Source organism: Rathayibacter sp. KR2-224 (genome assembly GCF_049446075.1).
Taxonomy (GTDB): domain Bacteria; phylum Actinomycetota; class Actinomycetes; order Actinomycetales; family Microbacteriaceae; genus Humibacter.
In genome coordinates this window covers 2,491,146-2,512,010 of sequence record NZ_JBMSEB010000001.1, presented here as the reverse complement: position 1 = coordinate 2,512,010, position 20,865 = coordinate 2,491,146, and the positions used below count along the sequence as shown (strand labels likewise).

Sequence of the window (20,865 nt, the reverse complement as noted above, 5' to 3'; positions counted from 1 at the left end):
GCGTGGAGGGCGGATGAAAGACATCCGCCCTCCACAGCGACTACTTGTTCTTGTCCGCCTTGTAGAGCTTGTTGATCTCGGCGGTCACCTGCGCACCTCCGCTGCTCTTCCACTGCTGCAGCGCTGCCGCGAGCCCGGCGTCGTCGAGCTGCCCTGCGTCGTACTTGATGCGGGCGTCCGAGATGACGTTGTCGAGCGTGGCTCCGTTGAGCACGTAGGTGTTCGAGACGTAGGCGGCTGCCGGGTTGAACACTGCGGACTTGGTGTCTGCCGCGATCGTCTTCAGCTGGGCGTCGTACTGCGCCTGGTCGTAGGCGTTCGGCTGTGCGGGCAGGTAGAACTTGTTGCCGTTCACCGAGATGCCGAGCTGGGAGTACGACGCGACGTCGTTCGTGAGGGCCGTCGACTCCGTGGTGGGCGGCGTGATCGCCTGGGCGCGGCCGTCGACCACGGTGAAGTTCTTGCCCTCGATGCCGTTGTTGATCAGGATCTGCGCCTGCTTCGTGTTCAGCTTGTTCAGCACCGACAGCACCTGACGCAGCTTCGCCTCCGTCTTCACCGACGACTTCGGGATTGCGATGAAGCCGGAGTAACCGGCCGTGGGCAACGCATGCAGCTTGCCGTCAGGGCCTTCGAGGTTCCCGGTCCAGGCCACGTACTTCTGGTAGTCGTTCGGGTCGGACTTCTCGAACAGGGAGTTGATCTGCCGCACCCTGGAGTAGGTGTCGATGATGATGCCGCCCTGGCCGTTGATGAACGGCGTGTTCCAGTCGACGGAGTCCATGGTGGCGTAGTCCGGGTTGATGTAGCCGTTCGAGACGATCTTCTTCTCGAAGGCGAGCGCCTTCTTCCACGCGGGCGTCGTGAAGCTCTGCTCGAGCTTGCCGTTCTGCTGCGTCCACACGTTGCCCGAGCCGTACCACGTCTCGATGGCGTCCCACGGGCTGTTCGAGCCGACCGAGCCTGGCCACTTCGGCACGATGAGCCCGTAGGTGTCCTTCTTGCCGTCGCCGTCGGGGTCGTCCTCGGTGAACGCCTTGGCGATCTTGTACAGGTCGTCGGTGGTCTTGGGCAGCGAGAGCCCGAGCTTCTGGAGCCAGTCCTTGCGGATGATCACCGCCGTGCGCATCTGATCCCGCGGCCGGTAGATGCCGAAGATCTTTCCGTTCACGCTCGCCGCCTTCTCGATGGCAGGGCTGGTGGAGACGAGGTTGGGGTAGTCCTTCAGGTAGCCGGTCAGATCCCAGAACGCTCCTGCATTGGCGTTCTTGACGAAGCCCGGGTCCTTGCCCTGGATGACCATGGCATCCGGGATGTCGCTTCCCGCAAGAGTGATGTTGGTCTTGTCCGCGTACGACGAATTGGGCACCCAGTTGACCTCGACGTTCGTACCGAGGAGCTTGTTCAGCTGCTGCCCGATCGGATTGTCTGCAGTGGGTGGCTCGGCGGACAAGTAGGGTGCCTGGATGGTGAGCGTGTCGAGCTTGGCCGACGTGGAACTGTCGGATGCCTTCGGCTGCGACGTGCACCCGACGAGCGCGAGCGCTGCCAGGCTCACGACGACGGTTCCCGTCATGAATCGTTTCAAAGTGATGGACACGAAAACTCCTTTGTCTTTCGAGGTTGGTGTGGGATGCGCCGGTCGTCGGTCGCGCAGGGTCAGCTGCCGCCGTCCTCCTCGGCAGTGGCGGCGACACGTTGGTCGTTGGCGTGGAAGAACGAAAGGCACAGCGCTGAGCTGAACTGCATCCATGCCCCGACCGACACGAACGGAACGAGTGCGGGCAGGAGCGCGGATGCCAGTGCGACCGCCGCGCAGGTGAGCGCGAGCAGAAGCATGGACACCGGGTTGGCGAGCACGAAGCGCGTGGCGGTCGGCACGTACCGAGCCAGAGGGATGTCGTAGTTGGCGTAGAGCACCGGCAGCAGCACGGTGGCGAGCACCGCGATCAGCACGACGATTCCGACAGCCATCGCCGCGAGGACCGAACCGGACTGTGCCGCAAGCGTGAGGGCGGTCGCGAGGAGCACGTCGACGACGACAACGGGCAGCAGAATCGCGTTGGCCCGCCAGAACTGGCGACGGCCTGCGGTGATGAAGTCCCTGAGCCGCGCGTCGTGTCCGCTGCGGAGCCGGCTGCGGCACAGCTCGGCAGTGGCGAACGCCGCGGGCGCGAAGCCGAGCACGACCCCACCCAAGACCGTGACGAGCATCCAGGCGAGATTGACCTTCGCGATCCAGGTGACCGTCTCGCCGATGCGAAGGGCCCACACCGTCGTCGCGCCAGAGAGGGACTGCACGCCACGGGTTGGGAGGGGATGAGTTCTTCTCGTCTCGATGCGCGACATCACCGTCACCCCCTCGTCCTCTTCGACATTCCGCCGGAAAGGCGCAAGACTGTTCGGTAAACGCTTTCCGGTGGAGCCCAGTATTACGAGCGCCCCTCGGCGTTGTCAACCTTTTTGGGACTGGTGCTTCGCGACGGTCTGTGATTTCGATATCGTTGACGTCGTGTCACGTGACGAAGCCCCGCGGCCTCGGAGCCGCACGGTGAACGACAATCGACCGAGAATCGAGCGCCCGGAGCGCCTCAACTCACGCGCGTGATCTCCACCGACACGAACTGCTCCGACTCGCTCGGGCCGGCGTAGACACCCCTGATCGGCGCGACATCGTCGTAGTCCCTGCCCCTGCCGACGAGCACGTGGCGGTCGCCGATCTCGATGCGGTTCGTGGGGTCGTAGCCGCGCCAGGAGCCGCAGAACCACTCCACCCATGCGTGAGACTCGCCGGTGACCGTCTTGCCGATCACCGGGTCGGGATCCGGGTGCAGGTACCCGGAGACGTAGCGGGCCGGAATGCCGACCGATCGCAGGGCCCCGAGCGCGACGTGAGCGATGTCCTGGCAGACACCGCTGCGTTTCTCCCACGCCTCGGCCGCCGTCGAGTACACACCGGTCGAGCCGGGCAGGTACTCCATCGCCTCGCTGATGCTGTCGCAGATGAGCAGCGCCGCGGGATCAGGTGCATGGGTGCGCTTCGTCACCTCCCGCGCCAGCTCCAGCAGGTCGTCGTCTGGCAGCGTACGCGGGGTCTGCCTGGTCTGTTCGGCGTACGCCACCGCCATCGCACCAGCACGGGCGACGGTGCGCCAGTCTGCCGGAGAGGCCGGTCGCATGCGCGGGGCGACCTCGACGAAGCTCGTCGCCGTGAGCGTGAGTTCGTCATGCGGCGTGATGACCTCGAATGCGGTCACCTGCGTGCCCCAGTAGTCGACGTATCCGAACTGCTTGCCGCCAGGCGTCACATCCAGCTGGGCAGAGAGCACCAGTTGCCCGTCGCCGCCGATGGGAAGCATGCGTGCTTCGTTGTACGACGCCGTCACGTCGCCTGCGTACCTGAACCCGGTGGTGTGCACCACCTTCAGCCGCTTCACGAGGACTCCCCCACCCAGACCGGCAGCGCGTTGGCCGGGAAGTACCTGCTGCGGATCGCCTCGCTCGTCGCGCTCGTCGCACGCTGCACGGCCGCCATGTTCGCCGGTAGGTCGTCCACGATCTCTCCGATCGATCGGTATTCGAGCCCGCTGATCACCTGTCCGAGCAGCAGAGTTGCGCGGCCGGGCACGCCGGCGCGGGCGGTCGGGGGCTCGAGGTCGCGCACCGCGTAGAGCGCATGCGAGACGGAGTACATGATCGAGCGCGGGAACAGCCTGTCGAGCAGCAGGAACTCCGCGGCGTTGCGAGCGGATGCCACGCCCCGGTAGGTGCGCAGGTAGGCCTCGTACGCACTGCACGAGCGCAGGATGGTCGTCCAGCTCAGCCCGATCGCCTGTGTGAGGGAGCGCGTCTCCAGCAGTCGGGCCGTCATGTCGGCCCGCTCCAGATTGCGGCCCAGTCGGTAGAAGTGCCAGGCGTCGTCGCGCCCCATGAGCGACTCGTTCACACCGACGGCGAGCGCCACCCTGTCGCGCACCCAGTGCAGGAATCCGTGCACCTTTTCGGGAGTGACGCGTCGCGGCATGCCGGCAGCAGTCGTGTTCAGCGTCTCCCAGAGCTCGGTCGAGACGATCTCACGGGCACGACGGGCGTTCTCGCGTGCCGACCAGAGGCTGAAGGCGATCGACGACGGCCCTGACCGATCGACGGCGAGAAGCCGCAGCGCATCCGCTCGGCCGACCGACAGCCCCGCCTCGGGCGCCTCTGCGCCCATCACGGCGAGCAGCGATCTGCACGCATTGTCTTCGTCGATCCAGGGGTCTTCGAGCAGCAGCTGAAGGTGGGCGTCGAGGATGCGCGCCGTGCCGTCCGCGCGCTCGAGATAGCGGCCGATCCAGAACAGGGATTCCGCTATCCGGCTCAGCATCATTCCCCCGCTTCCTCGTCGGTACGGGAGCTCCGCAGAGGCGAGTTCGGAACCACGGTCGTGGCGGCGGGCCGAGGCGCCGCGCCCGGGCGGCTCTGGGCATCCGATGATCGCGTCTGCTGCTGTTGCTGCTCCTGGTCGTACTGCGAGACGCCGAGTTGCGGCCGGGGCTCGCCTCCCGGCGCCGTCTGCGCTGCCACGAGGTCGGGAACCCGGTGGGCTTCGTCGAGGAAGCCAAGGCGAGATGCTCCACGTGTCTCGTCCGGATGGTCGAGAACCCACGTGTCCTTCGATCCCCCGCCCTGGGAGGAGTTCACGACGAGTTGGCCTGCGGGAAGCGCGACGCGGGTGAGGCCGCCTGGCAGCACCCAGACATCCGTTCCGTCGTTCACCGCGAACGGCCTCAGGTCCGAGTGCCGCGGGCGGATGCCGTCGTCGACGAGCGTCGGGATCGTCGAGAGTTGAACGACGGGCTGGGCGATCCAGCCGCGCGGGTGGCGACGCAGCCGATCGCGCAGGTCGGCGAGTTCGGATGCCGAGGCATCCGGCCCGACGACCAGGCCCTTGCCGCCCGAGCCGTCAACGGGCTTCACCACGAGCTCGTCGAGGCGGTCGAGCACCTCTTCGAGAGAATCCGGGTCTTCGAGGCGCCAGGTGTGCACGTTGGGGAGCAGGGCATCCTCGGCGAGGTAGTACCTGATCAGTTCGGGCAGGTAGGTGTAGGTCAGCTTGTCGTCTGCGACACCGTTTCCCACTGCGTTCGCGATCGTGACGTTGCCCCTGCGCGCGGCTGCGAGCAGCCCGGGTGCCCCGAGCACCGAGTCGGCCCTGAACTGCAGCGGGTCGAGGTATTCGTCGTCCACCCTGCGGTAGATGACGTCGACCCTCGCGCGGCCGTTCGTCGTGCGCATCCAGACGTAGCCGTCGGCGCAGAACAGGTCGCGGCCCTCGACGAGCTCGACGCCCATCAGACGGGCGAGCAGCGCGTGCTCGTAGTAGGCGGAGTTGTGCACACCGGGCGTGAGCACCACGATCGTCGGGTCGACGGCGCCGGCGGGTGCCGCAGCGCGCAAGGCACCCAGGAGCCGATATGGATACTCCCCCACGGGTCGCACGCGCATGCTCACGAACAGCTCGGGCAGAGTCTGCGCCATCACCCTGCGGTTGGAGATGACGTAGCTCACGCCGCTCGGAACGCGCACGTTGTCTTCGAGCACGCGCATGACGCCGTTCTCGTCGCGGATGAGGTCGATGCCCGACACCTGGATGCGTACGCCGTTTGCGCTTCTGATGCCATACGCCTGGCGATGGAAGTTCGTCGAGGATCCGATGACGGATGCAGGCACCACCCCGTCGCGAACGCACCGCTGCTCGCCGTACGCGTCGTCGAGGAACGCTTCGAGGGCCCGAACCCGCTGCTTCACGCCGGCCTCGACCAGTCGCCATTCGTCGGCGTCGATGACGCGCGGAACGGCATCCAGCGGGAATGGGCGCTCCTCGCCCGCGAAGTCGAACGTGACGCCCTGTGCGAGGTACGAGCTTGCGAGGGATTCGGTGCGCCCGCGCAGCTCGTCCTGCGTCATGCGGGCCAGCGCGGAGTGCACGTCCGCATAGGTGTCGCGGGGGAGGCCGGGCGAGGCATCCGGGTCGGCGAACATCTCGTCCCACGCGGAGGCAGCGCTGCGGCGCTTCACCGCCGTGTATCCGTCGAAAAGGTCGCCCACGTCCAGACGGTATGCCCGCGACATTGCGCGCACGTTGCCCGGCGGTTTCCGCCGCACGTCGCGCCTGCACGGCACAAGGTCGATGCCGCGCTGCGCCACCGAATAGGGTCGAATCCGTGAGCATCGTCGTGAGCATCCCCGGATCCGCCCTGCTTGAGGCATACGAGTCGCTCCCGGGGGCGGCGCCGCAGAACGTCGAATTCGTGCAGTGGGACCTGAAGTCGCCGCCGCCGCGCGACGAATTCGACATCGTGGTGCCCCCGTACATGGGCGGTCCCAAGGTGCTCGGCGGCCTGGCCGGCGTTCGGGCGCGACTCGTGCAGAGCCAGTCGATCGGCTACGACGGCGTTGCGGCCGCGCTGCCGGCCGGGATGGTGTTCGCCAACGCCTCGAGCGTTCACGAGACGTCGACGGCCGAGCTGGCGCTCGCGCTCATGCTGGCGGCGCAGCGCGGCATTCCTGACTTCGTGCGCGCCTCCGAGCGAGGCGAGTGGGCGCCCGCTCGATACGAGAGCGTCGCCGACCGCCGGGTGCTGATCGTGGGCTACGGCGGTGTCGGAAAGGCCGTCGAAGAACGCCTTGCCGGGTTCGAGGTCGAGATCACGCGCGTCGCCTCTCGCGCCCGTGACGAGGGCGACCTGCGCATCCACGGCATCGACGAGTTGCCGCAGCTGCTGCCCGATGCCGACATCGTCGTGATCGGCACCCCGCTGACGGATGCCACGCGTCACCTCGTCGACGACGAGTTCCTCTCCGCACTCCCCGCCGGCGCCCTCGTGGTGAACGTGGCGCGTGGCGCGGTCGCCGACACGGACGCCGTGCTGAAGCATGCGGCGGCCGGCCGCTTGCGGTTCGCGCTCGACGTGACGGATCCCGAGCCACTGCCGCAGGGGCATCCGCTGTATGCGTTGCCGAACGTGCTCATCTCGCCGCACGTCGGCGGTGCCACCAGCGCAATGATGCCGCGCATGGCCCGGCTGCTACGCCGTCAGATCGAGCGGATGCTCGCAGGCGAGCCGCCGCTCAACGTCGTGCTCCGCACCTAGACGCCGATCCGGCCGGCGGTCATGAGTCGGGTGGGTGCGCCTCACCACGGCAGGCCGGCCAGCACGGTAGAGTCCGCAACCACCGCGATTGGTGTTCGGCCAGCGCACGAGGCCGCGGCGCAGAGCGGAACGAGGTGCCTGTGCTGTTCGCGGAGATCATCGAGACCGTCGGAAAAGTGATCGATGCGGTCGGAGTCGCGGTCATCGTGATCGGGGCCGTCGCCGCGGGAGCGCTGACCGTTCCCGGACTGCGACGGCGCGATCCAGACGTCTATCGCACCTTCCGCCGGCAGCTGGGCCGCGCGATCCTGCTCGGGCTCGAACTGCTCGTGGCGGCCGACATCATCCGCACGGTCGCCATAACGCCGACGCTCGAGTCGGTCGCGGTGCTCGCGGGCATCGTGCTCATCCGAACGTTCCTGAGCTGGTCGCTCGAGCTCGAGATCTCCGGCGCCTGGCCGTGGCAGAAGCGCAATCTCGGCGCAGCGGCAGCCGGGACGGGCACCGGTCAGGCCGGGCCCGTCACCGACGGACGCGAAGCCGGGCGCTAGGCTGCGGCGTCCTCCTCGACGGCGGATGCCTCGCTCAGCGCGGCCACCTCGTCGTCGGTCAGCTGCAGCGCGACCGACTCGATCAGCGAGGGCAGTTGCTCGACGGTGCGTGCGCTCGCCAGCGGTGCCACCACGGTCGGCTGCTCGCGCAACCAGGCGAGAGCCACCGCGGCGACGGATGCCCCGTGCGCCTCTGCCACCTCGTCGAGCGTCGCGAGCACGCGGCTGCCCCGCTCGTCGAGGTACTTCGCGGCGCCGCCCGCCCGCGGGCTGTCGACATCGACGCCCTCGCGGTACTTGCCCGTGAGGAATCCGCTCGCGAGTGCGTAGTAGGGAACAACACCGAGGCCGAAGCGCTTCGCACGCTCCCGCAGCCCGCTCTCGAAGTCGCGCTCGACCAGGTTGTAGTGCGGCTGCAGGGCGACCGCGCGGTGCAGCCCGTTGCGCTCCGTCGCGTCGAACCACTCGTCGATGCGCTCAGGGCTGTAGTTCGAGATGCCGATCGCGCGCACCTTGCCGGCGTCCACGAGCTCCGACAGGGCGCCGACGGTGTCGGCGATCGGAATGGTCGTGTCGTCGAAGTGGGCGTAGTACAGGTCGAGGTGGTCGACCTGCAGACGGCCGAGCGAGGCATCCGCCGCAGCCTTGATGTTGGCAGGAGCGAGGCCCTTGAACTCGGGATGCGTGCTCACCTTCGTCGCGATCACGAACTGGTCGCGGTCGGAGCGATGCGCCAGCCAGCGTCCGATCACGCGCTCGCTCTCGCCGCCGTGATTGCCTGGCACCCAGGCCGAGTAGCCGTCGGCGGTGTCGATGAAGTTGCCGCCGGCATCCGCGTAGCCGTCGAGCACCGCGAAGGAGTGTTGTTCGTCGGCCGTCCAGCCGAACACATTGCCGCCGAGCGACAGCGGGAAGACCTCGAGGTCCGATGAGCCGATGCGGGTTCGCGGTGCAGACATGGTTTCTCCTTGGTAGTCGGACGGCGCCCGCGGCGGGCCATCGAAACGAGGGGATCCAACGGGATCGCTGCCACCGGCGCCTGAGCGGATGCGTCGCCGGTGACGTCTCTACGATGCAACGCCTGAGCAGCCCAAGCATTCCGCGAAGTCATGCGAGGTCATGCGGCGGGGCCGCCGCCGGCTCGGTCACGGTGGCCCCTGTCTGGTACTCTTCTGTGGTCAGACCACAGGGGGTGACATGGCGCTGGATGGTGAAGCGGACCAAGCTGCCAAGTCCGCGCCCCCTCCAACGGCCCGCGCGTGGCGCGTTGCGCTCGAGCACATCGAGTCCCGTCTGCTGAGCGGTGAGCTGCGACCGGGCGATCACCTTCCGCCCGAACGTCAGCTGGCCGCCGATCTCGGCGTCGCGAGGTCGTCGGTGCGCGAAGCGATCCGCGTGCTCGAGGTGCTCGGGCTGGTCCGAACGGCGACCGGGAGCGGACCGAACGCCGGCGCCATCATCGTCGCCTCTCCCGACGGCGGGATGAGCGCAGTGATGCGGTTGCACGTGGCGGCGCACGGCTTCCCCGTCGCCGACGTCGTCGAGGCGCGGCTGGTCGTCGAGCCGGCCATCGCCGCACATCTCGCCGCCGCCACCGCGCACGACGACGGCGCAGCGGCCGAGGCAGGCTTGCACAGGGCATCCGCACTGCTCGACGCCATGGACGTGCCAGGGCTCGAGCCCGCCGAGTTCCTCGCGCTCGACGCGCGGTTCCATGTGGCACTGGCCGAGGCATCCGGAAACACGGTACTCAGCGCCACCATGGCCGGCCTGCGCGACTCGATCGAGGGCTACGTGCTACAGGCGGTACCGAACCTGCCGTCGTGGTGGGCGACATCCGCGCGGCTCCGCGCCGAGCACCGGGGCATCGTGCAGGCCATCCGGGACAGCGACGCAACGGATGCCGCCCGCCGCGTTCGCGCGCACGTCGCCGGGTACTACGCCGAGTCCCGCATCGCGTGACGACGCATCCGACCAACAGACCACCGAGGAGAACGAGAACATGGTGAAGAGGCAGCTGCCGCAGGTGCGTGAACTGGCGGCCCTGATGCAGTTCAAGAAGCCCGAGTTCAATCTGAAGAAGCGCAGGCTGGATGCCGCGTACACGATCGAAGACCTGCGCACGATCGCCAAGCGCCGCACCCCGAAGGCCGCGTTCGACTACACAGACGGATCGGCAGAGGGCGAGATCGGCCTTGCCCGCGCGCGCCAGGCGTTCCAGGACGTGGAGTTCCACCCGGACATCCTTCGTCCGGCCGTCGACGTCGACACGACGTGCGAGATCCTCGGCGGCCCCTCGGCCCTGCCGTTCGGAATCGCACCGACCGGCTTCACCAGGCTGATGCAGACCGAAGGCGAGACGGCGGGCGCGTCCGCGGCCGGTGCCGCAGGCATCCCGTTCACGCTGTCGACGCTCGGCACGACCTCGATCGAAGACGTCAAGGCCGCGAACCCGAACGGTCGCAACTGGTTCCAGCTCTACGTGATGCGGGACCGGGAGATCTCCTACGGGCTGACGCGCCGGGCGGCGGCTGCGGGCTTCGACACTCTGATGTTCACGGTCGACACACCTATCGCAGGTGCCCGGCTGCGCGACAAGCGCAACGGCTTCTCCATTCCGCCGCAGCTCACACTGCGCACGATCGTCGACGCCATCCCGCGCCCGTGGTGGTGGGTCGACTTCCTCACGACTCCGCCGCTGGAATTCGCATCGCTGTCGTCCACTGGCGGCACCGTGGGCGACCTTCTCGACGCAGCCATGGACCCGACGATCAGCTACGACGACCTCGCCACCATCCGCAGCATGTGGCCGGGAAAGATCGTCATCAAGGGCGTTCAGAACGTCGAGGACTCGAAGCGCCTGATCGACGTCGGGGTCGACGGCATCGTGCTGTCGAACCACGGCGGGCGGCAGCTCGACCGGGCTCCCGTGCCGTTCCGCCTGCTTCCGGATGTCGTGCGCGAGGTGGGCAAGGACGCCACCGTCATGGTCGACACCGGCATCATGAACGGTGCAGACATCGTGGCATCCGTCGCGCTCGGCGCGAAGTTCACGCTCGTCGGCCGCGCCTACCTCTACGGACTCATGGCCGGCGGACGCGAGGGCGTGGACAAGACCATCGACATCCTGGCGACCCAGCTCCGTCGCACCATGCGACTGCTTGGCGTCTCGAGCCTCGAAGAGTTGAACCCTTCGCACGTCACACAGCTGACCCGGCTCGTGCCCGTTTCGCGCGCTGCAACGGAAGCAGCGGATGCCTCGGCCTCCCGCACGCGAACCTCGGCATCCCGCGCCCGCTCGGGCACCGGTAATGCGAGCAAGGCGAAGGCCGTGAGCAAGTAGCGCCCGCCGCCACCGCGGGTTGAGTAGCCCGCGCCAGCGGGCGTATCGAAACCCCACTGCCCGTTCGTGGTTTCGATACGCGACGCTGCGCGTCGCTACTCAACCAACGGTGCGCCTGCCCTATCGAAACCCGACGTCCCGGATGAACCACGGCGGCACCTGGCTCGTGTTCTCGGTAACACCGAGCGCGCACACTGAGAGAGCAGGCGCAGCCAGCAGTGAGCCGCGGAAGGGAGACGACATGACCGCCGACGATGCGGCATTGCTTCGTGCCCTTCACGACGAGCATGCGCCGGCGCTCTGGCGCTACGTGGTGTCTCTCACGGGCGACAGGGCTCAGGCCGACGACATCGTGCAGGAGACGCTGCTGCGCGCCTGGCGCAAGCCGAGCGTGCTCGACCAGAGCGAGACATCCGCTCGCGCCTGGCTGTTCACGGTAGCTCGCAACCTCGTGATCGACGGCGTGCGGAGCGCCAGACACAACCACGAAGTGACGACTGATGTTCTTCCGGATGCCCCGACCCCTGACGAGACGGATGCCCGCCTCGACGCGTGGCTCGTCGCCGATGCCCTCTCGACGTTGTCGCACGAGCACCGCGCCGTCATCGTTCACGCGTACTACGCGGGCCGTTCGACGGCCGAGATCGCCAGAGAGCTGGGGATACCAGAAGGCACTGTCAAGTCGAGGATGCACTACGGACTGCGAGCGCTACGCCTCGCACTGCAGGAGAAGGGGGTGACCCGATGAACGATCGCGACACGCGCAACAGCGCGGACAACCTGCGCGAAGACCACGAACGTTTCGCCGAGTGGGACGCCGCCTACGTGCTCGGCGCGCTCTCCCCAGCAGAGCGTCGAGCGTATGAGGAGCACCTCGGGGTGTGCCCGATCTGCTCGGAATCGATCCGCGAGTTGGCCGGCATGCCCGGCCTGCTCGGCACGCTGTCTCGCGACGAGGCGATCGAGCTGCTCGACAACGAGCAGCCCCAGGTTCCCGACCTCATGCCCTCGCTCCTGCACCGGGTGCGGCGACGTCGCAGGATGCGGCGCCGGTCGCTGGCGGCTGCCCTCGTCGGGGCGGCTGCCATCGCGGCCGTGATCGCGCTGGTGGTGCCCTCGATGGTGAGCGAACCGCCCGCGGCATCCTTCGCGACGAGCCTGCAGCCGGTGGGGACGACATCCGAGTCGACAAGCCCACTCACGGCGAGCATCACGCTGACCGCCAAGAAGTGGGGCACGTCGATCGGCATGGTTTGCGACTGGAACGCCGACTCGAGCTGGTCTCCGAAGGCCGGCGGCACGACCAGGTGGGAGTATGCCCTCTGGGCGGTGGCCAAGGACGGCACGACCGATCAGGTGGCCACGTGGTACGCCGGCCCGGGCGACGTGGTGCGCACGAGCGGTTCGACGGCGATCCCGGTGAGCGACATCCAGCGCGTCGAGCTGCGGGCTACCGCCACAGGCGCAGTGCTGCTCGCGGCGCCCGTGCACGCCCAATCGAACGGATAGTGCGATCGAACCGATAGCGCAGTCGCGCGGTCAGAACAGCTCGCGCAGCGTCGCGAGCATGCGCACGTCGTCTTCGAACGCGCCGCCCTCGTGACCGTTGTACGGCCAGACGACGATCTCCTTGGATGCGCCCGCGTATGCATTGAACGCGCCGAACACGGTCGAAGGCGGGCAGACGGCATCCATCAGCGCCGTCGAAAACCACGCTGGCGCGGTTGCGCGCTTGGCGAAGTTGACGCCGTCGAAGTAGCTCAGCACGGAGTGCACGGTGCCGACCCGGTCACGGTGCACGGCGAGGTACTTGCCGATCTCCTTGTAGGGAAAGTCGTCGGTGATCACGGATGCTCGGGGAAAGTCGCACAGGAACGGAACCCGCGGGAACGCGGCCGCGAGATCGGGCACCAGTCCGGCGACCGCGAGCGTGATGCCTCCGCCCTGGCTCCCGCCGGCCACGACGACCCTGTCCGCATCCACGACGTCGAGCGAGCGAGCCGCCTCGACGGCCCGCACGGCATCCGTGAACAGGCGACGGTAGTAGTACGTATGCGGGCTCTCGATGCCCCTCGTCATGACTCCCGGGTACGCCGGACCGCTGCCGTCCGGGTCGGCCGTGTCGCCTAGCCCCCAGGTCGAGCCCTGCCCGCGGGTGTCCATCATGAGGTGGGCGTAGCCGGCGGATGCCCACAGCAGGTTCTCGAGAGCGTGGCCGCGTCCGCCGCCGTACCCCTGGTACTGCACGATCGCAGGCAGCGGCCCCGACGCCGCCGCCGGCACCCGCAGCCACGCCTTGATCCGCTGCCCGTGGAAGCCGTTGAACATGACGTCGAAGAGGTCGATGGTCGTGAGCGCCGTTTCGACCGGGGTCAGAACGACGTCGAGCGGGAAGGAGCGGGCGTCGTCGAGCGTCTCGGTCCAGAAGGCGTCGAAGTCGTCTGGCTCGCGCTGGTCGCTCGTGTACGTACGCAGTTCGTGTTCTGGGAGGTCGGTGAACATGGGGTCAAGGATATTGGGCCGGAGCGCCACCGCCAGTCGAGTAGCGCCGCCGCAGGCGACGCGTATCGAGACCCCGCCCTCAGCTGCGCCCCATGCCGCGGTACCGCCAGCCAGCCGCCATCCAGGCATCGCGGTCGAGCGCGTTGCGTCCGTCGATGACGATCGCTCCAGACACCAGCTCGCGCGTGGCGACCGGGTCCAGGCCCGTGTACTCCGGCCATTCCGTGACGAGGATGAGGAGGTCGGCGCCGCGCAGGGCATCCGTTGTGTCGTCCGCGTACTCCAGCTGCGGATGCCTCGCCCTCGCGTTCGCCACTCCCTGCGGGTCGGCGGCCACCACGTCGGCCCCCAGTCCCTTGAGCGCAACGGCCACGTCGAGCGCCGGCGAGTCGCGCACGTCGTCGGAGTGCGGCTTGAACGTGACGCCGAGCACAGCGACCTTGCGACCGACCACCGATCCGCCCAGCTCGGCCGTCGCCAGGTCGACCACACGGTGCCTGCGGCGCAGATTGATGGCGTCGACCTCTTTGAGGAAGGCGACCGACTCCCCCCGCCCGAGCTCCTCGGCACGCGCCGTGAAGGCGCGGATGTCCTTCGGCAGGCATCCGCCGCCGAAGCCGACGCCGGCGTTCAGGAACCGGCGGCCGATGCGGGTGTCGTGGCCGAGGGCATCCGCGAGCTGCGTCACGTCTGCCCCCGTCACCTCTGCGATCTCGGCCATCGCGTTGATGAACGAGATCTTCGTGGCGAGGTAGGCGTTGGCCGCGACCTTCACCAGTTCCGCCGTCGCGAAGTCGGTGACCATGCGCGGCGTGCCGAGCCCGATCGCGTGCGCGTAGACCTCATCGAGCGCGGCGACGGATGCCTCGTCCCCCGCCTCCACCCCGTACACCAGCCGGTCGGGTTCCACCGTGTCGTGCACGGCGTAGCCCTCGCGCAGGAATTCCGGGTTCCACACCAGCCGTGCGCCCGTGGCATCGATGCGCTCGGCGAGGCCGGCGGCGGTACCGACCGGAACAGTGCTCTTGCCGACCACGACGTGGCCGGCGCCGAGATGCGGCAGCAGGGCATCCACCGCGGCGTCGACGAACCGCAGATCCGCGGCGTTTCCGTCGTGTGCCTGGGGAGTGCCGACGGCGATGAAATGCACCGTCGCATCTGCGGCCGCGGCCGGATCGGTCGTGAAACGCAGGCGTCCGGATGCTATGGACTCGGCGAGCAGCTCGGCCAGCCCTGGCTCGAAGATGGGCGGCTCGCCCGCCGACAGGCGCTCGACCTTGCGCACGTCCACATCGATGCCGACGACGTCGTGCCCGAGCTGGGCCATGGCCGAGGCGTGCACGGCACCGAGGTAGCCGCATCCGGTCACGGAGATTCTCATGTGTTCCTCGCTCGGTCGTCGCTCGCGTCGCAGGTCGGGTTTCGCCTCGAACGTACCGCGCCGCAATGAACGGATGCCTGCACTGCGGGCTTGCGGACGCCATCCGCTCGCCACCGAGCGCGGTTTAGGATTCGTCGCATGGCTGCAGATTCTCCGGCGGGTTGGTACCCGAACCCGTGGAACGACGCGGAGGAGCTGTACTGGTCGGGCACCGAATGGACCGGCATCTCCCGCGCGGCCCACCGCGCAGCCCCTGCGATCAGCGTGCCGGCGCCGCCCGACGAGGTGGAGGAGGCCACGATCATCCGGCCGCGGCGCACCTCGCCGCCCCTGCTGCCCACTCCGCTGCTGGCACCCGAGTCCTATGCCGACGCATACGCCGACGCCGGGGAACCATACGCGGATCCTGCTCAGCGCTACGCCGAGCCCGCCCCGTTCTTTGCGGAGCCGGTGCAGCCATCCGCGGAGCCCGCTCAGTTCTACGTCGAGCCGGCGCAGTCATACGCCCAACCACCGCAGCCATCCGGCCGAACCGGTCAACCGTACGTGCAGGCTCCTCCGCCCTCTGGGGAGGCGGAGCAGCGGTATGAAGGACAGGACGGCCAGTCATATCAAGGTGCCCCGCCTTACCAGGACGCTCAGCCTTACCGTCCTGCCCAGCCGAATCAGGACGCCTATTACGAGGCGCCGGATGCCGCGAGCATCCGCTGGGCTCTCCGCGACGTTGCGCCCGCGCAACCGGGCAATCGGAGGGCTCGACTCGGATTGATCGCGATGATCGCCGGCATCGTCGCCGCCGTGTTCGCGGTCGTTCCCGGTCTGAGCCTGCTGGCGTGGGTGCCGGCGTTCGTCGCGATCGGCCTCGGCATCGCGAGTTACCTGGGCGGACGCCCTCGCGGCTATGCCCTCGCAGGCATCATCGAGGGCGGCGCCGCGCTAGCAGCGGGCACTGGGGTCTCGATCTGGTTCCTCGTGCAACTGGGCGCGCTGGCGAGCTGACGGTCAGCGCACGCCTCGCATCAGGCGTCTGAGCCACGACGCCATGAGTCCGAGCACCACGCCGATCACGATGGCGACCAGACCCAGCACACCGAAGTACGCCCACTCCGTCTTCGGCGAGTAGAACTGGGCGAGCTGTCCGCTCAGCGCCGTGCCGAGGGCGACCGACAGGAAGAACAACGCCACCATCTGCGCGTGGAACCGAGATGGCGCGAGTTTGGTCGACACCGAGAGCCCGACCGGAGACAGCAGCAGCTCGGCGATGGTGAACACGAGCAGGATGCCGATCATCGCCAACAAGGGTGTGCTGTTCTTGCCGCCGCCGGCGAACGGCAGGAACAGCAGGAACGCGACGCCCATGATGACCGTTCCCATCGCGAATTTCAGCGGGGTGGAGGGCTGCCGCTCGCCGAGCTTCGTCCACAGAGCGGCGAACACACCGCTCAGAACGATGATGAAGACCGGGTTGATGGACTGCACCCACGAGATCGGGAAGTCCCAGCCGAACAGGTCCCGGTTGAGCCGGTTGTCGGAGTAGAAGGTGACCACGGTGAACTGCTGCTGGTACAACGACCAGAACGCGGCGCTCGCGATGAAGAGCGGGATGAACGCGTAGACCCGGCTGCGCTCGACATCCGTGAGCCTGCTGGTGAGGATGACCACGAAGTATCCGATGGCCGCGACGATCGTGACGACGATGACCACGAGCGACAGGTTGGTCGCCCGTATGACGCCGACGAGCGTGAGCACGACGATGACGAGGATGCCCGCGGCACCGATGCAGAGCCACAGCACGTACCGCGATCGCTGCAGCGGGTTCGGCACGTTCCGGGCCTCGTCGGGGAGGCGCTTGCGGCCGAACGAGTACTGCACGAGTCCGATGGCCATTCCGAGCGCGGCGAGTCCGAAGCCGTAGTGGAATCCGATGGTCGACTGCAGCAGCCCGGTGAGGAGTGGACCGAAGAACGCACCCAGGTTGATGCCGAGGTAGAAGACCGAGAAGCCGGCATCCCTGCGCGGATCGTGCTCGCTGTACAGCGTGCCGACCACCGTCGTGGCGTTGGCTTTGAGCCCGCCGGACCCCACCGCGACCAGGATGAGACCGACCCCCACGCCGAGGTAGCCGGGCAGCAGCGCCAGCGCGATGTGACCGCACATGATGACGATGGCGCTGTAGAACAGCACCCGCTCCGACCCGAGCAGCCGGTCGGCCACCCAGGCGCCGATGATGGTCGAGAGGTAGACCGCACCGCCATACGCCCCGACGATCCCGGCCGCCTCGGGCTTGGGCATGGCCAGACCGCCGTGCGCGACCGAGAAGTAGAGGTAGAGCAGCAGGATGCCCTGCATCCCGTAGAACGAGAACCTCTCCCACATCTCCACCCCGAAGATGTTGGCCAGCGATCTCGGCTGACCGAGGAAGGTCTTTTCGTGTTCACCCCGCGTCGTGTCGGTCGACGCCCCCGCGTCCGCACTCATGCCATCAGGCTAAACCTCGCCGTCCATACCGCCGCAGGTCACGTCGCCCGCTCCTTAGTTTGAACTGCGGAAATGGTGCCAAGGCGCCTGCCTTGGCACCATTTCCGCAGTTGAGACGCTCGCGGAGCGCTGCTGTGGACAGAACCGGAGGGTGTGGGCTCGCATCGAGCACACTCCTGGCATCCCACGCGCATCCCGCTGCCGCCGGAACTGCGAGGGTCGTCGTTCCGCGCCGCCGGACCCGGCCCGAACGGACTCGGCCGCGGGCGCCTGCGAGCCGGCGATGTCGACGCACCGTTCCACGGCATCCGAAGCGTGGACGTGGCGCTCGATGACCCGATCGCCCTCGCGCGGGCGTACGCGCCGCGTCTGAGACCCGGCCAGTTCTACTGCCACACGACCGCCGCACTGTTGTGGGGCATACCGCTTCCGCTCGAACTCGAGCAGTCGCTGGATGTCCACGTCGGCACGACGAAAGGCAGCAAACCCCGCACCAGGGGCGTCGTCGGGCACGAGTTCCGGCCGCTGGCGGTGCGCCACCGCAATCGCATGCCGGTGACGACGGCCGCCGACACGTGGTGCCACCTGTCCTCGATGCTCTCCAGGGAGGATCTCGTCGCCGCCGGCGACTTCCTCATCTCGGGCCAACGGATCAGGTCGGAGATCCGCACCACACCCTTGTGCACTCCCGCGGACCTTGCGGATGCCGCATCCCGCTACGGCCGCACGCCAGGCGCCGCGGGCATCCGCTGGGCGCTGCCCCGGCTCCGCGCTCCGGTCGATTCACGCAGGGAATCGCTGCTGCGGCTCCTGCTCGTCGAGCACGGCCTGCCCGAGCCGGTCGTCGCGCATCCCGTGGCCGTCGCCGGCGGGGTGGTGCTCCACCCGGATCTTTCCTACCCCGCGTTGAAGATCGCCATCGAATACGAGGGTGACGAGCACCGCTCGAGCAAACGTCGCTGGCGCGAGGACCTGCGCCGCGTCAGGTTGCTCGAGGAGGCCGGCTGGCGCGTCTTCCGGGTGACGGACGACGAGCTCAATGCGCCGGCCGCGCTGGTACGCGCGATCCGCAGTGCTGCCACCGCCGCATCCTGACGCGCTGCCGGTTTGGACTGCAGAAATGGCGCCAAGGCGTTTGCCTTGGCGCCATTTCTGCAGTTGAGATGCGAACCGCGGGCTCAGCCCGCGTTCGCCTGGGCGATCAGGGCGTCGATGGTGTCGTCGTTGAGCCCCACGCCGGGGAAGCGGCCGATGCGACGCAGAGGCATCGAGCCCATCATCGCGACGAGTTCCTCGTTCTGGAACATCGCGGTCGCCTCTGGGTTCTGGGCCGCCGCCTGCTGCAGCAACCCAGCGAGCACCTGCTGGCCGCCAGGATGCCTCATCCACTCCGCGAGCGACGACTGCCGGTCGAGCGGCACCACGGGCTCGCTGAGCTGCAGCTCGACGCTGCCCTGCTCGCGGATGTCCCTCGAGCTCGCCCCGACCAGGATCCCGACCGACCCGTTCTCCACGTACCACCGCTTCAGCGTCGGGTGGAAGTAGGCGAAGTCGCGGTATCCGAGCGTGAAGGAGACCTCGCGGCTCTCACCCGGCTCCAGCGGCACCACCTGGAAGCCGCGCAGCTCGTTGAGCGGCCGACGCACGTGGGCGCTCGGGGCTGCGACGTACAGCTGCACGACTTCACGGCCGGCCACCGCTCCCGTGTTCGTCACGGTGACGGACACGTGGACCGCCAGGTCTGCATCCGTCCCCTCGACACTCATCGACAGGCCCGAGTACTCGAAGCTCGTGTACGACAGGCCGTGCCCGAACGGATAGCTGACGGGCAGCTGCCGTGCGTCGTACCAGCGGTAGCCGACGAAGACGCCGTCGCCGTACTCGAGATGGCCATCGTGGGCCGGGTAGTCGAGGAACGCCGAGTTGTCTTCGAGCTTCTCGGGGATGGTCTCGGTGAGCCGGCCGGACGGGTTGGTCACGCCGAACAGGATGTCTGCGATCGCGCCCCCGCCGGCCTGCCCGAGCAGCCATCCCTCGAGAATGGCTCGGGCTCCCGCCTCCCAGTCCGAGACCCGCACCGCCGAGCCGTTCGACAGCACGACCACCACGTTCGGGTTGGCCTGTACCACCGCAGCGAGCAGTGCGATCTGGTCAGCAGGCAGCTCGATGTTCTCGCGGTCATAGCCCTCAGACTCGGCAACAGAGGGAAGGCCGAGGAACACGACGACCACCTCGGAACCGGATGCCACCGCGGCTGCCTCGCGCGCGAGCCCGGCCGCGTCGCCGCTTCCGTCAAGCGTGAAACCCGGTGCGAACGGCACGTCGGAGCCGGCGATCCGGCGGATCTCGGTGAGCGCGTCGTCGAGCCTCGTGGGCTCGATCTGAGAGCTTCCTGCGCCCTGGTATCGCGGATTGCGCGCGAACTCTCCGATCACGGCGATGGAGCCATCCGAGGACAGGGGCAGCACGCCTCCCTCGTTCTTCAGCAGCACAGCCGCCCTGGATGCCGCCTCCCGCGCGAGCGCGTGGTGCGAAGCGACGAGCTCGTCGGGCACGGACAGGCGGCGGCCGGCATCCGTCTTCAAGTGCGCGTGATCGAACACGAGCTTCAGCACGTTCCGCACCGCGGCATCGAGGGATGCCTCGTCGAGCGATCCGGATCGCACCGCGGCCACGATCGCCTCCGGGCCCGCCTCCGACTCCGGCATCTCGAGGTCGAGGCCGGCTGCGACTGCCGCATCCCTGTCGTTCACCGCGCCCCAGTCCGAGACGACGACGCCGTCGAAGCCCCACTCGTCGCGCAGCACCTCGGTGAGCAGCCAGTGGCTCTCGGTCGCGTAGACGCCGTTGACCTTGTTGTAAGCGGCCATGAGAGTGGCGGGCGCCGCATCCTTCACCGCCCGCTCGAAGCCGGCCAGGTAGATCTCGCGGGCGGTGCGCTCGTCCATGTCGGCGCTCACCCGGAACCGGTCGGTCTCCTGGCTGTTGGCCGCGTAGTGCTTGAGGGATGTGCCGACGCCCGTCTTCTGGATGCCGCGAATGAGCGCGCTCCCGAGGGCCCCGGCGATGAGCGGGTCTTCGGAGAAGTACTCGAAGTTGCGTCCGCACAGGGGCGAGCGCTTGATGTTGATGCCGGGACCGAGCAGCACCTGCACATCGAGAGCCTTCGACTCTTCGCCGAGGGCTTCGCCCACGCGCTCGATGAGGTCGGCGTCCCAGGTGGATCCGAGCCCGACCGCCGGCGGAAAGCAGGTGGCGGGGTAGCTGCCGCCTATGCCGTTCTCCTGCTCAGGCGGCTGGCGACGAACGCCGTGCGGTCCGTCGCTCAGCGTGATGGCCGGTATGCCCAGCCGCTCGATCGCCCTCGTGTGCCAGAAGCCGTCGCCCGTGACGAGCGACGCCTTCTCTTCGAGAGTGAGCTGGGACAGCAGGGCGTCGACGTCGTTGGCCATGGCATCCATTCTCTCCTGCCCG

18 protein-coding genes are annotated in these 20,865 nt (G+C 68.1%); 8 read left to right on the top strand and 10 right to left on the bottom strand.

Annotation, left to right across the window (positions count from 1 at the left end; all coding sequences use genetic code 11):
• Window positions 1–40: 40 nt before the first annotated feature.
• The 5 genes from ACO2Q7_RS11515 to ACO2Q7_RS11495 form a co-directional block, all read right to left on the bottom strand.
• Window positions 41–1,600, bottom strand: coding sequence for an extracellular solute-binding protein (locus ACO2Q7_RS11515; RefSeq protein WP_423355740.1), 1,560 nt, complete (start codon window positions 1,598–1,600; stop codon window positions 41–43).
• A 59-nt stretch (window positions 1,601–1,659) separates the two neighbouring features.
• On the bottom strand, window positions 1,660–2,349 hold the full coding sequence (locus ACO2Q7_RS11510; protein WP_423356016.1) for a DUF624 domain-containing protein: 690 nt from the start codon (window positions 2,347–2,349) through the stop codon (window positions 1,660–1,662).
• Between the two features lie 242 nt (window positions 2,350–2,591).
• A complete protein-coding gene (locus tag ACO2Q7_RS11505; RefSeq protein ID WP_423355739.1) occupies window positions 2,592–3,437 on the bottom strand; it encodes a transglutaminase family protein in 846 nt (281 codons plus the stop codon).
• Window positions 3,434–4,366, bottom strand: coding sequence for an alpha-E domain-containing protein (locus tag ACO2Q7_RS11500; protein WP_423356015.1), 933 nt, complete (start codon window positions 4,364–4,366; stop codon window positions 3,434–3,436). The genes ACO2Q7_RS11505 and ACO2Q7_RS11500 overlap by 4 nt, the downstream gene beginning before the upstream one ends.
• Window positions 4,366–6,090: a circularly permuted type 2 ATP-grasp protein gene (locus ACO2Q7_RS11495; protein ID WP_423355738.1), complete on the bottom strand. Its 1,725-nt coding sequence runs from the start codon at window positions 6,088–6,090 to the stop codon at window positions 4,366–4,368. Before ACO2Q7_RS11495 ends, ACO2Q7_RS11500 begins: the two co-directional genes overlap by 1 nt.
• Before the next feature lie 116 nt (window positions 6,091–6,206).
• On the opposite strand from ACO2Q7_RS11495, the gene ACO2Q7_RS11490 reads away from it, so the two are divergent.
• Together ACO2Q7_RS11490 and ACO2Q7_RS11485 are read left to right on the top strand one after the other, a co-directional pair.
• Complete coding sequence (locus ACO2Q7_RS11490) at window positions 6,207–7,136, top strand: 2-hydroxyacid dehydrogenase (protein WP_423355737.1); 930 nt, start codon at window positions 6,207–6,209, stop codon at window positions 7,134–7,136.
• A gap of 140 nt (window positions 7,137–7,276) precedes the next feature.
• Entirely contained in the window at window positions 7,277–7,687 is a 411-nt protein-coding gene (locus ACO2Q7_RS11485) for a DUF1622 domain-containing protein (RefSeq protein ID WP_423355736.1), read from the top strand.
• On the opposite strand, the gene ACO2Q7_RS11480 is transcribed toward ACO2Q7_RS11485, so the two are convergent.
• A complete protein-coding gene (locus tag ACO2Q7_RS11480; protein ID WP_423355735.1) occupies window positions 7,684–8,646 on the bottom strand; it encodes an aldo/keto reductase in 963 nt (320 codons plus the stop codon). The genes ACO2Q7_RS11485 and ACO2Q7_RS11480 overlap by 4 nt on opposite strands.
• Window positions 8,647–8,884: 238 nt before the next feature.
• Between ACO2Q7_RS11480 and ACO2Q7_RS11475 the strand changes: the two genes are divergently transcribed.
• The 4 genes from ACO2Q7_RS11475 (at window position 8,885) to ACO2Q7_RS11460 (ending at window position 12,539) form a co-directional block, all read left to right on the top strand.
• Entirely contained in the window at window positions 8,885–9,649 is a 765-nt protein-coding gene (locus ACO2Q7_RS11475) for a FadR/GntR family transcriptional regulator (RefSeq protein WP_423355734.1), read from the top strand.
• A gap of 40 nt (window positions 9,650–9,689) precedes the next feature.
• Complete coding sequence (locus tag ACO2Q7_RS11470) at window positions 9,690–11,030, top strand: alpha-hydroxy acid oxidase (protein WP_423355733.1); 1,341 nt, start codon at window positions 9,690–9,692, stop codon at window positions 11,028–11,030.
• Window positions 11,031–11,271: 241 nt separating this feature from the next.
• The gene (locus ACO2Q7_RS11465; protein WP_423355732.1) at window positions 11,272–11,778 is read left to right on the top strand and encodes a sigma-70 family RNA polymerase sigma factor; all 507 of its coding nucleotides are present in this window, start codon (window positions 11,272–11,274) and stop codon (window positions 11,776–11,778) included.
• Window positions 11,775–12,539 carry an anti-sigma factor family protein gene (locus ACO2Q7_RS11460; RefSeq protein WP_423355731.1) on the top strand — a complete coding sequence of 255 codons (765 nt, stop codon included), beginning with the start codon at window positions 11,775–11,777 and terminating at the stop codon, window positions 12,537–12,539. Before ACO2Q7_RS11465 ends, ACO2Q7_RS11460 begins: the two co-directional genes overlap by 4 nt.
• A gap of 30 nt (window positions 12,540–12,569) precedes the next feature.
• Here the strand turns inward: ACO2Q7_RS11460 and ACO2Q7_RS11455 are convergent, their stop codons facing one another.
• Both ACO2Q7_RS11455 and ACO2Q7_RS11450 read right to left on the bottom strand, forming a co-directional pair.
• Window positions 12,570–13,532, bottom strand: coding sequence for an acetylxylan esterase (locus ACO2Q7_RS11455; RefSeq protein WP_423355730.1), 963 nt, complete (start codon window positions 13,530–13,532; stop codon window positions 12,570–12,572).
• 79 nt (window positions 13,533–13,611) lie between these two features.
• A complete protein-coding gene (locus ACO2Q7_RS11450) occupies window positions 13,612–14,913 on the bottom strand; it encodes a UDP-glucose dehydrogenase family protein (protein WP_423355729.1) in 1,302 nt (433 codons plus the stop codon).
• A 138-nt stretch (window positions 14,914–15,051) separates the two neighbouring features.
• Between ACO2Q7_RS11450 and ACO2Q7_RS11445 the strand changes: the two genes are divergently transcribed.
• Window positions 15,052–15,912 (top strand): hypothetical protein, encoded by an 861-nt coding sequence (locus tag ACO2Q7_RS11445; RefSeq protein ID WP_423355728.1) that lies wholly within the window; start codon window positions 15,052–15,054, stop codon window positions 15,910–15,912.
• Window positions 15,913–15,915: 3 nt separating this feature from the next.
• Here the strand turns inward: ACO2Q7_RS11445 and ACO2Q7_RS11440 are convergent, their stop codons facing one another.
• Window positions 15,916–17,391, bottom strand: a complete 1,476-nt coding sequence (locus ACO2Q7_RS11440; RefSeq protein ID WP_423355727.1) for a peptide MFS transporter — start codon at window positions 17,389–17,391, stop codon at window positions 15,916–15,918.
• Between the two features lie 153 nt (window positions 17,392–17,544).
• On the opposite strand from ACO2Q7_RS11440, the gene ACO2Q7_RS11435 reads away from it, so the two are divergent.
• Window positions 17,545–18,486: a hypothetical protein gene (locus tag ACO2Q7_RS11435; protein ID WP_423355726.1), complete on the top strand. Its 942-nt coding sequence runs from the start codon at window positions 17,545–17,547 to the stop codon at window positions 18,484–18,486.
• Between the two features lie 83 nt (window positions 18,487–18,569).
• Here ACO2Q7_RS11435 and ACO2Q7_RS11430 read toward each other — a convergent pair whose 3' ends face one another.
• Complete coding sequence (locus ACO2Q7_RS11430; protein ID WP_423355725.1) at window positions 18,570–20,843, bottom strand: glycoside hydrolase family 3 C-terminal domain-containing protein; 2,274 nt, start codon at window positions 20,841–20,843, stop codon at window positions 18,570–18,572.
• Window positions 20,844–20,865: the final 22 nt, after the last annotated feature.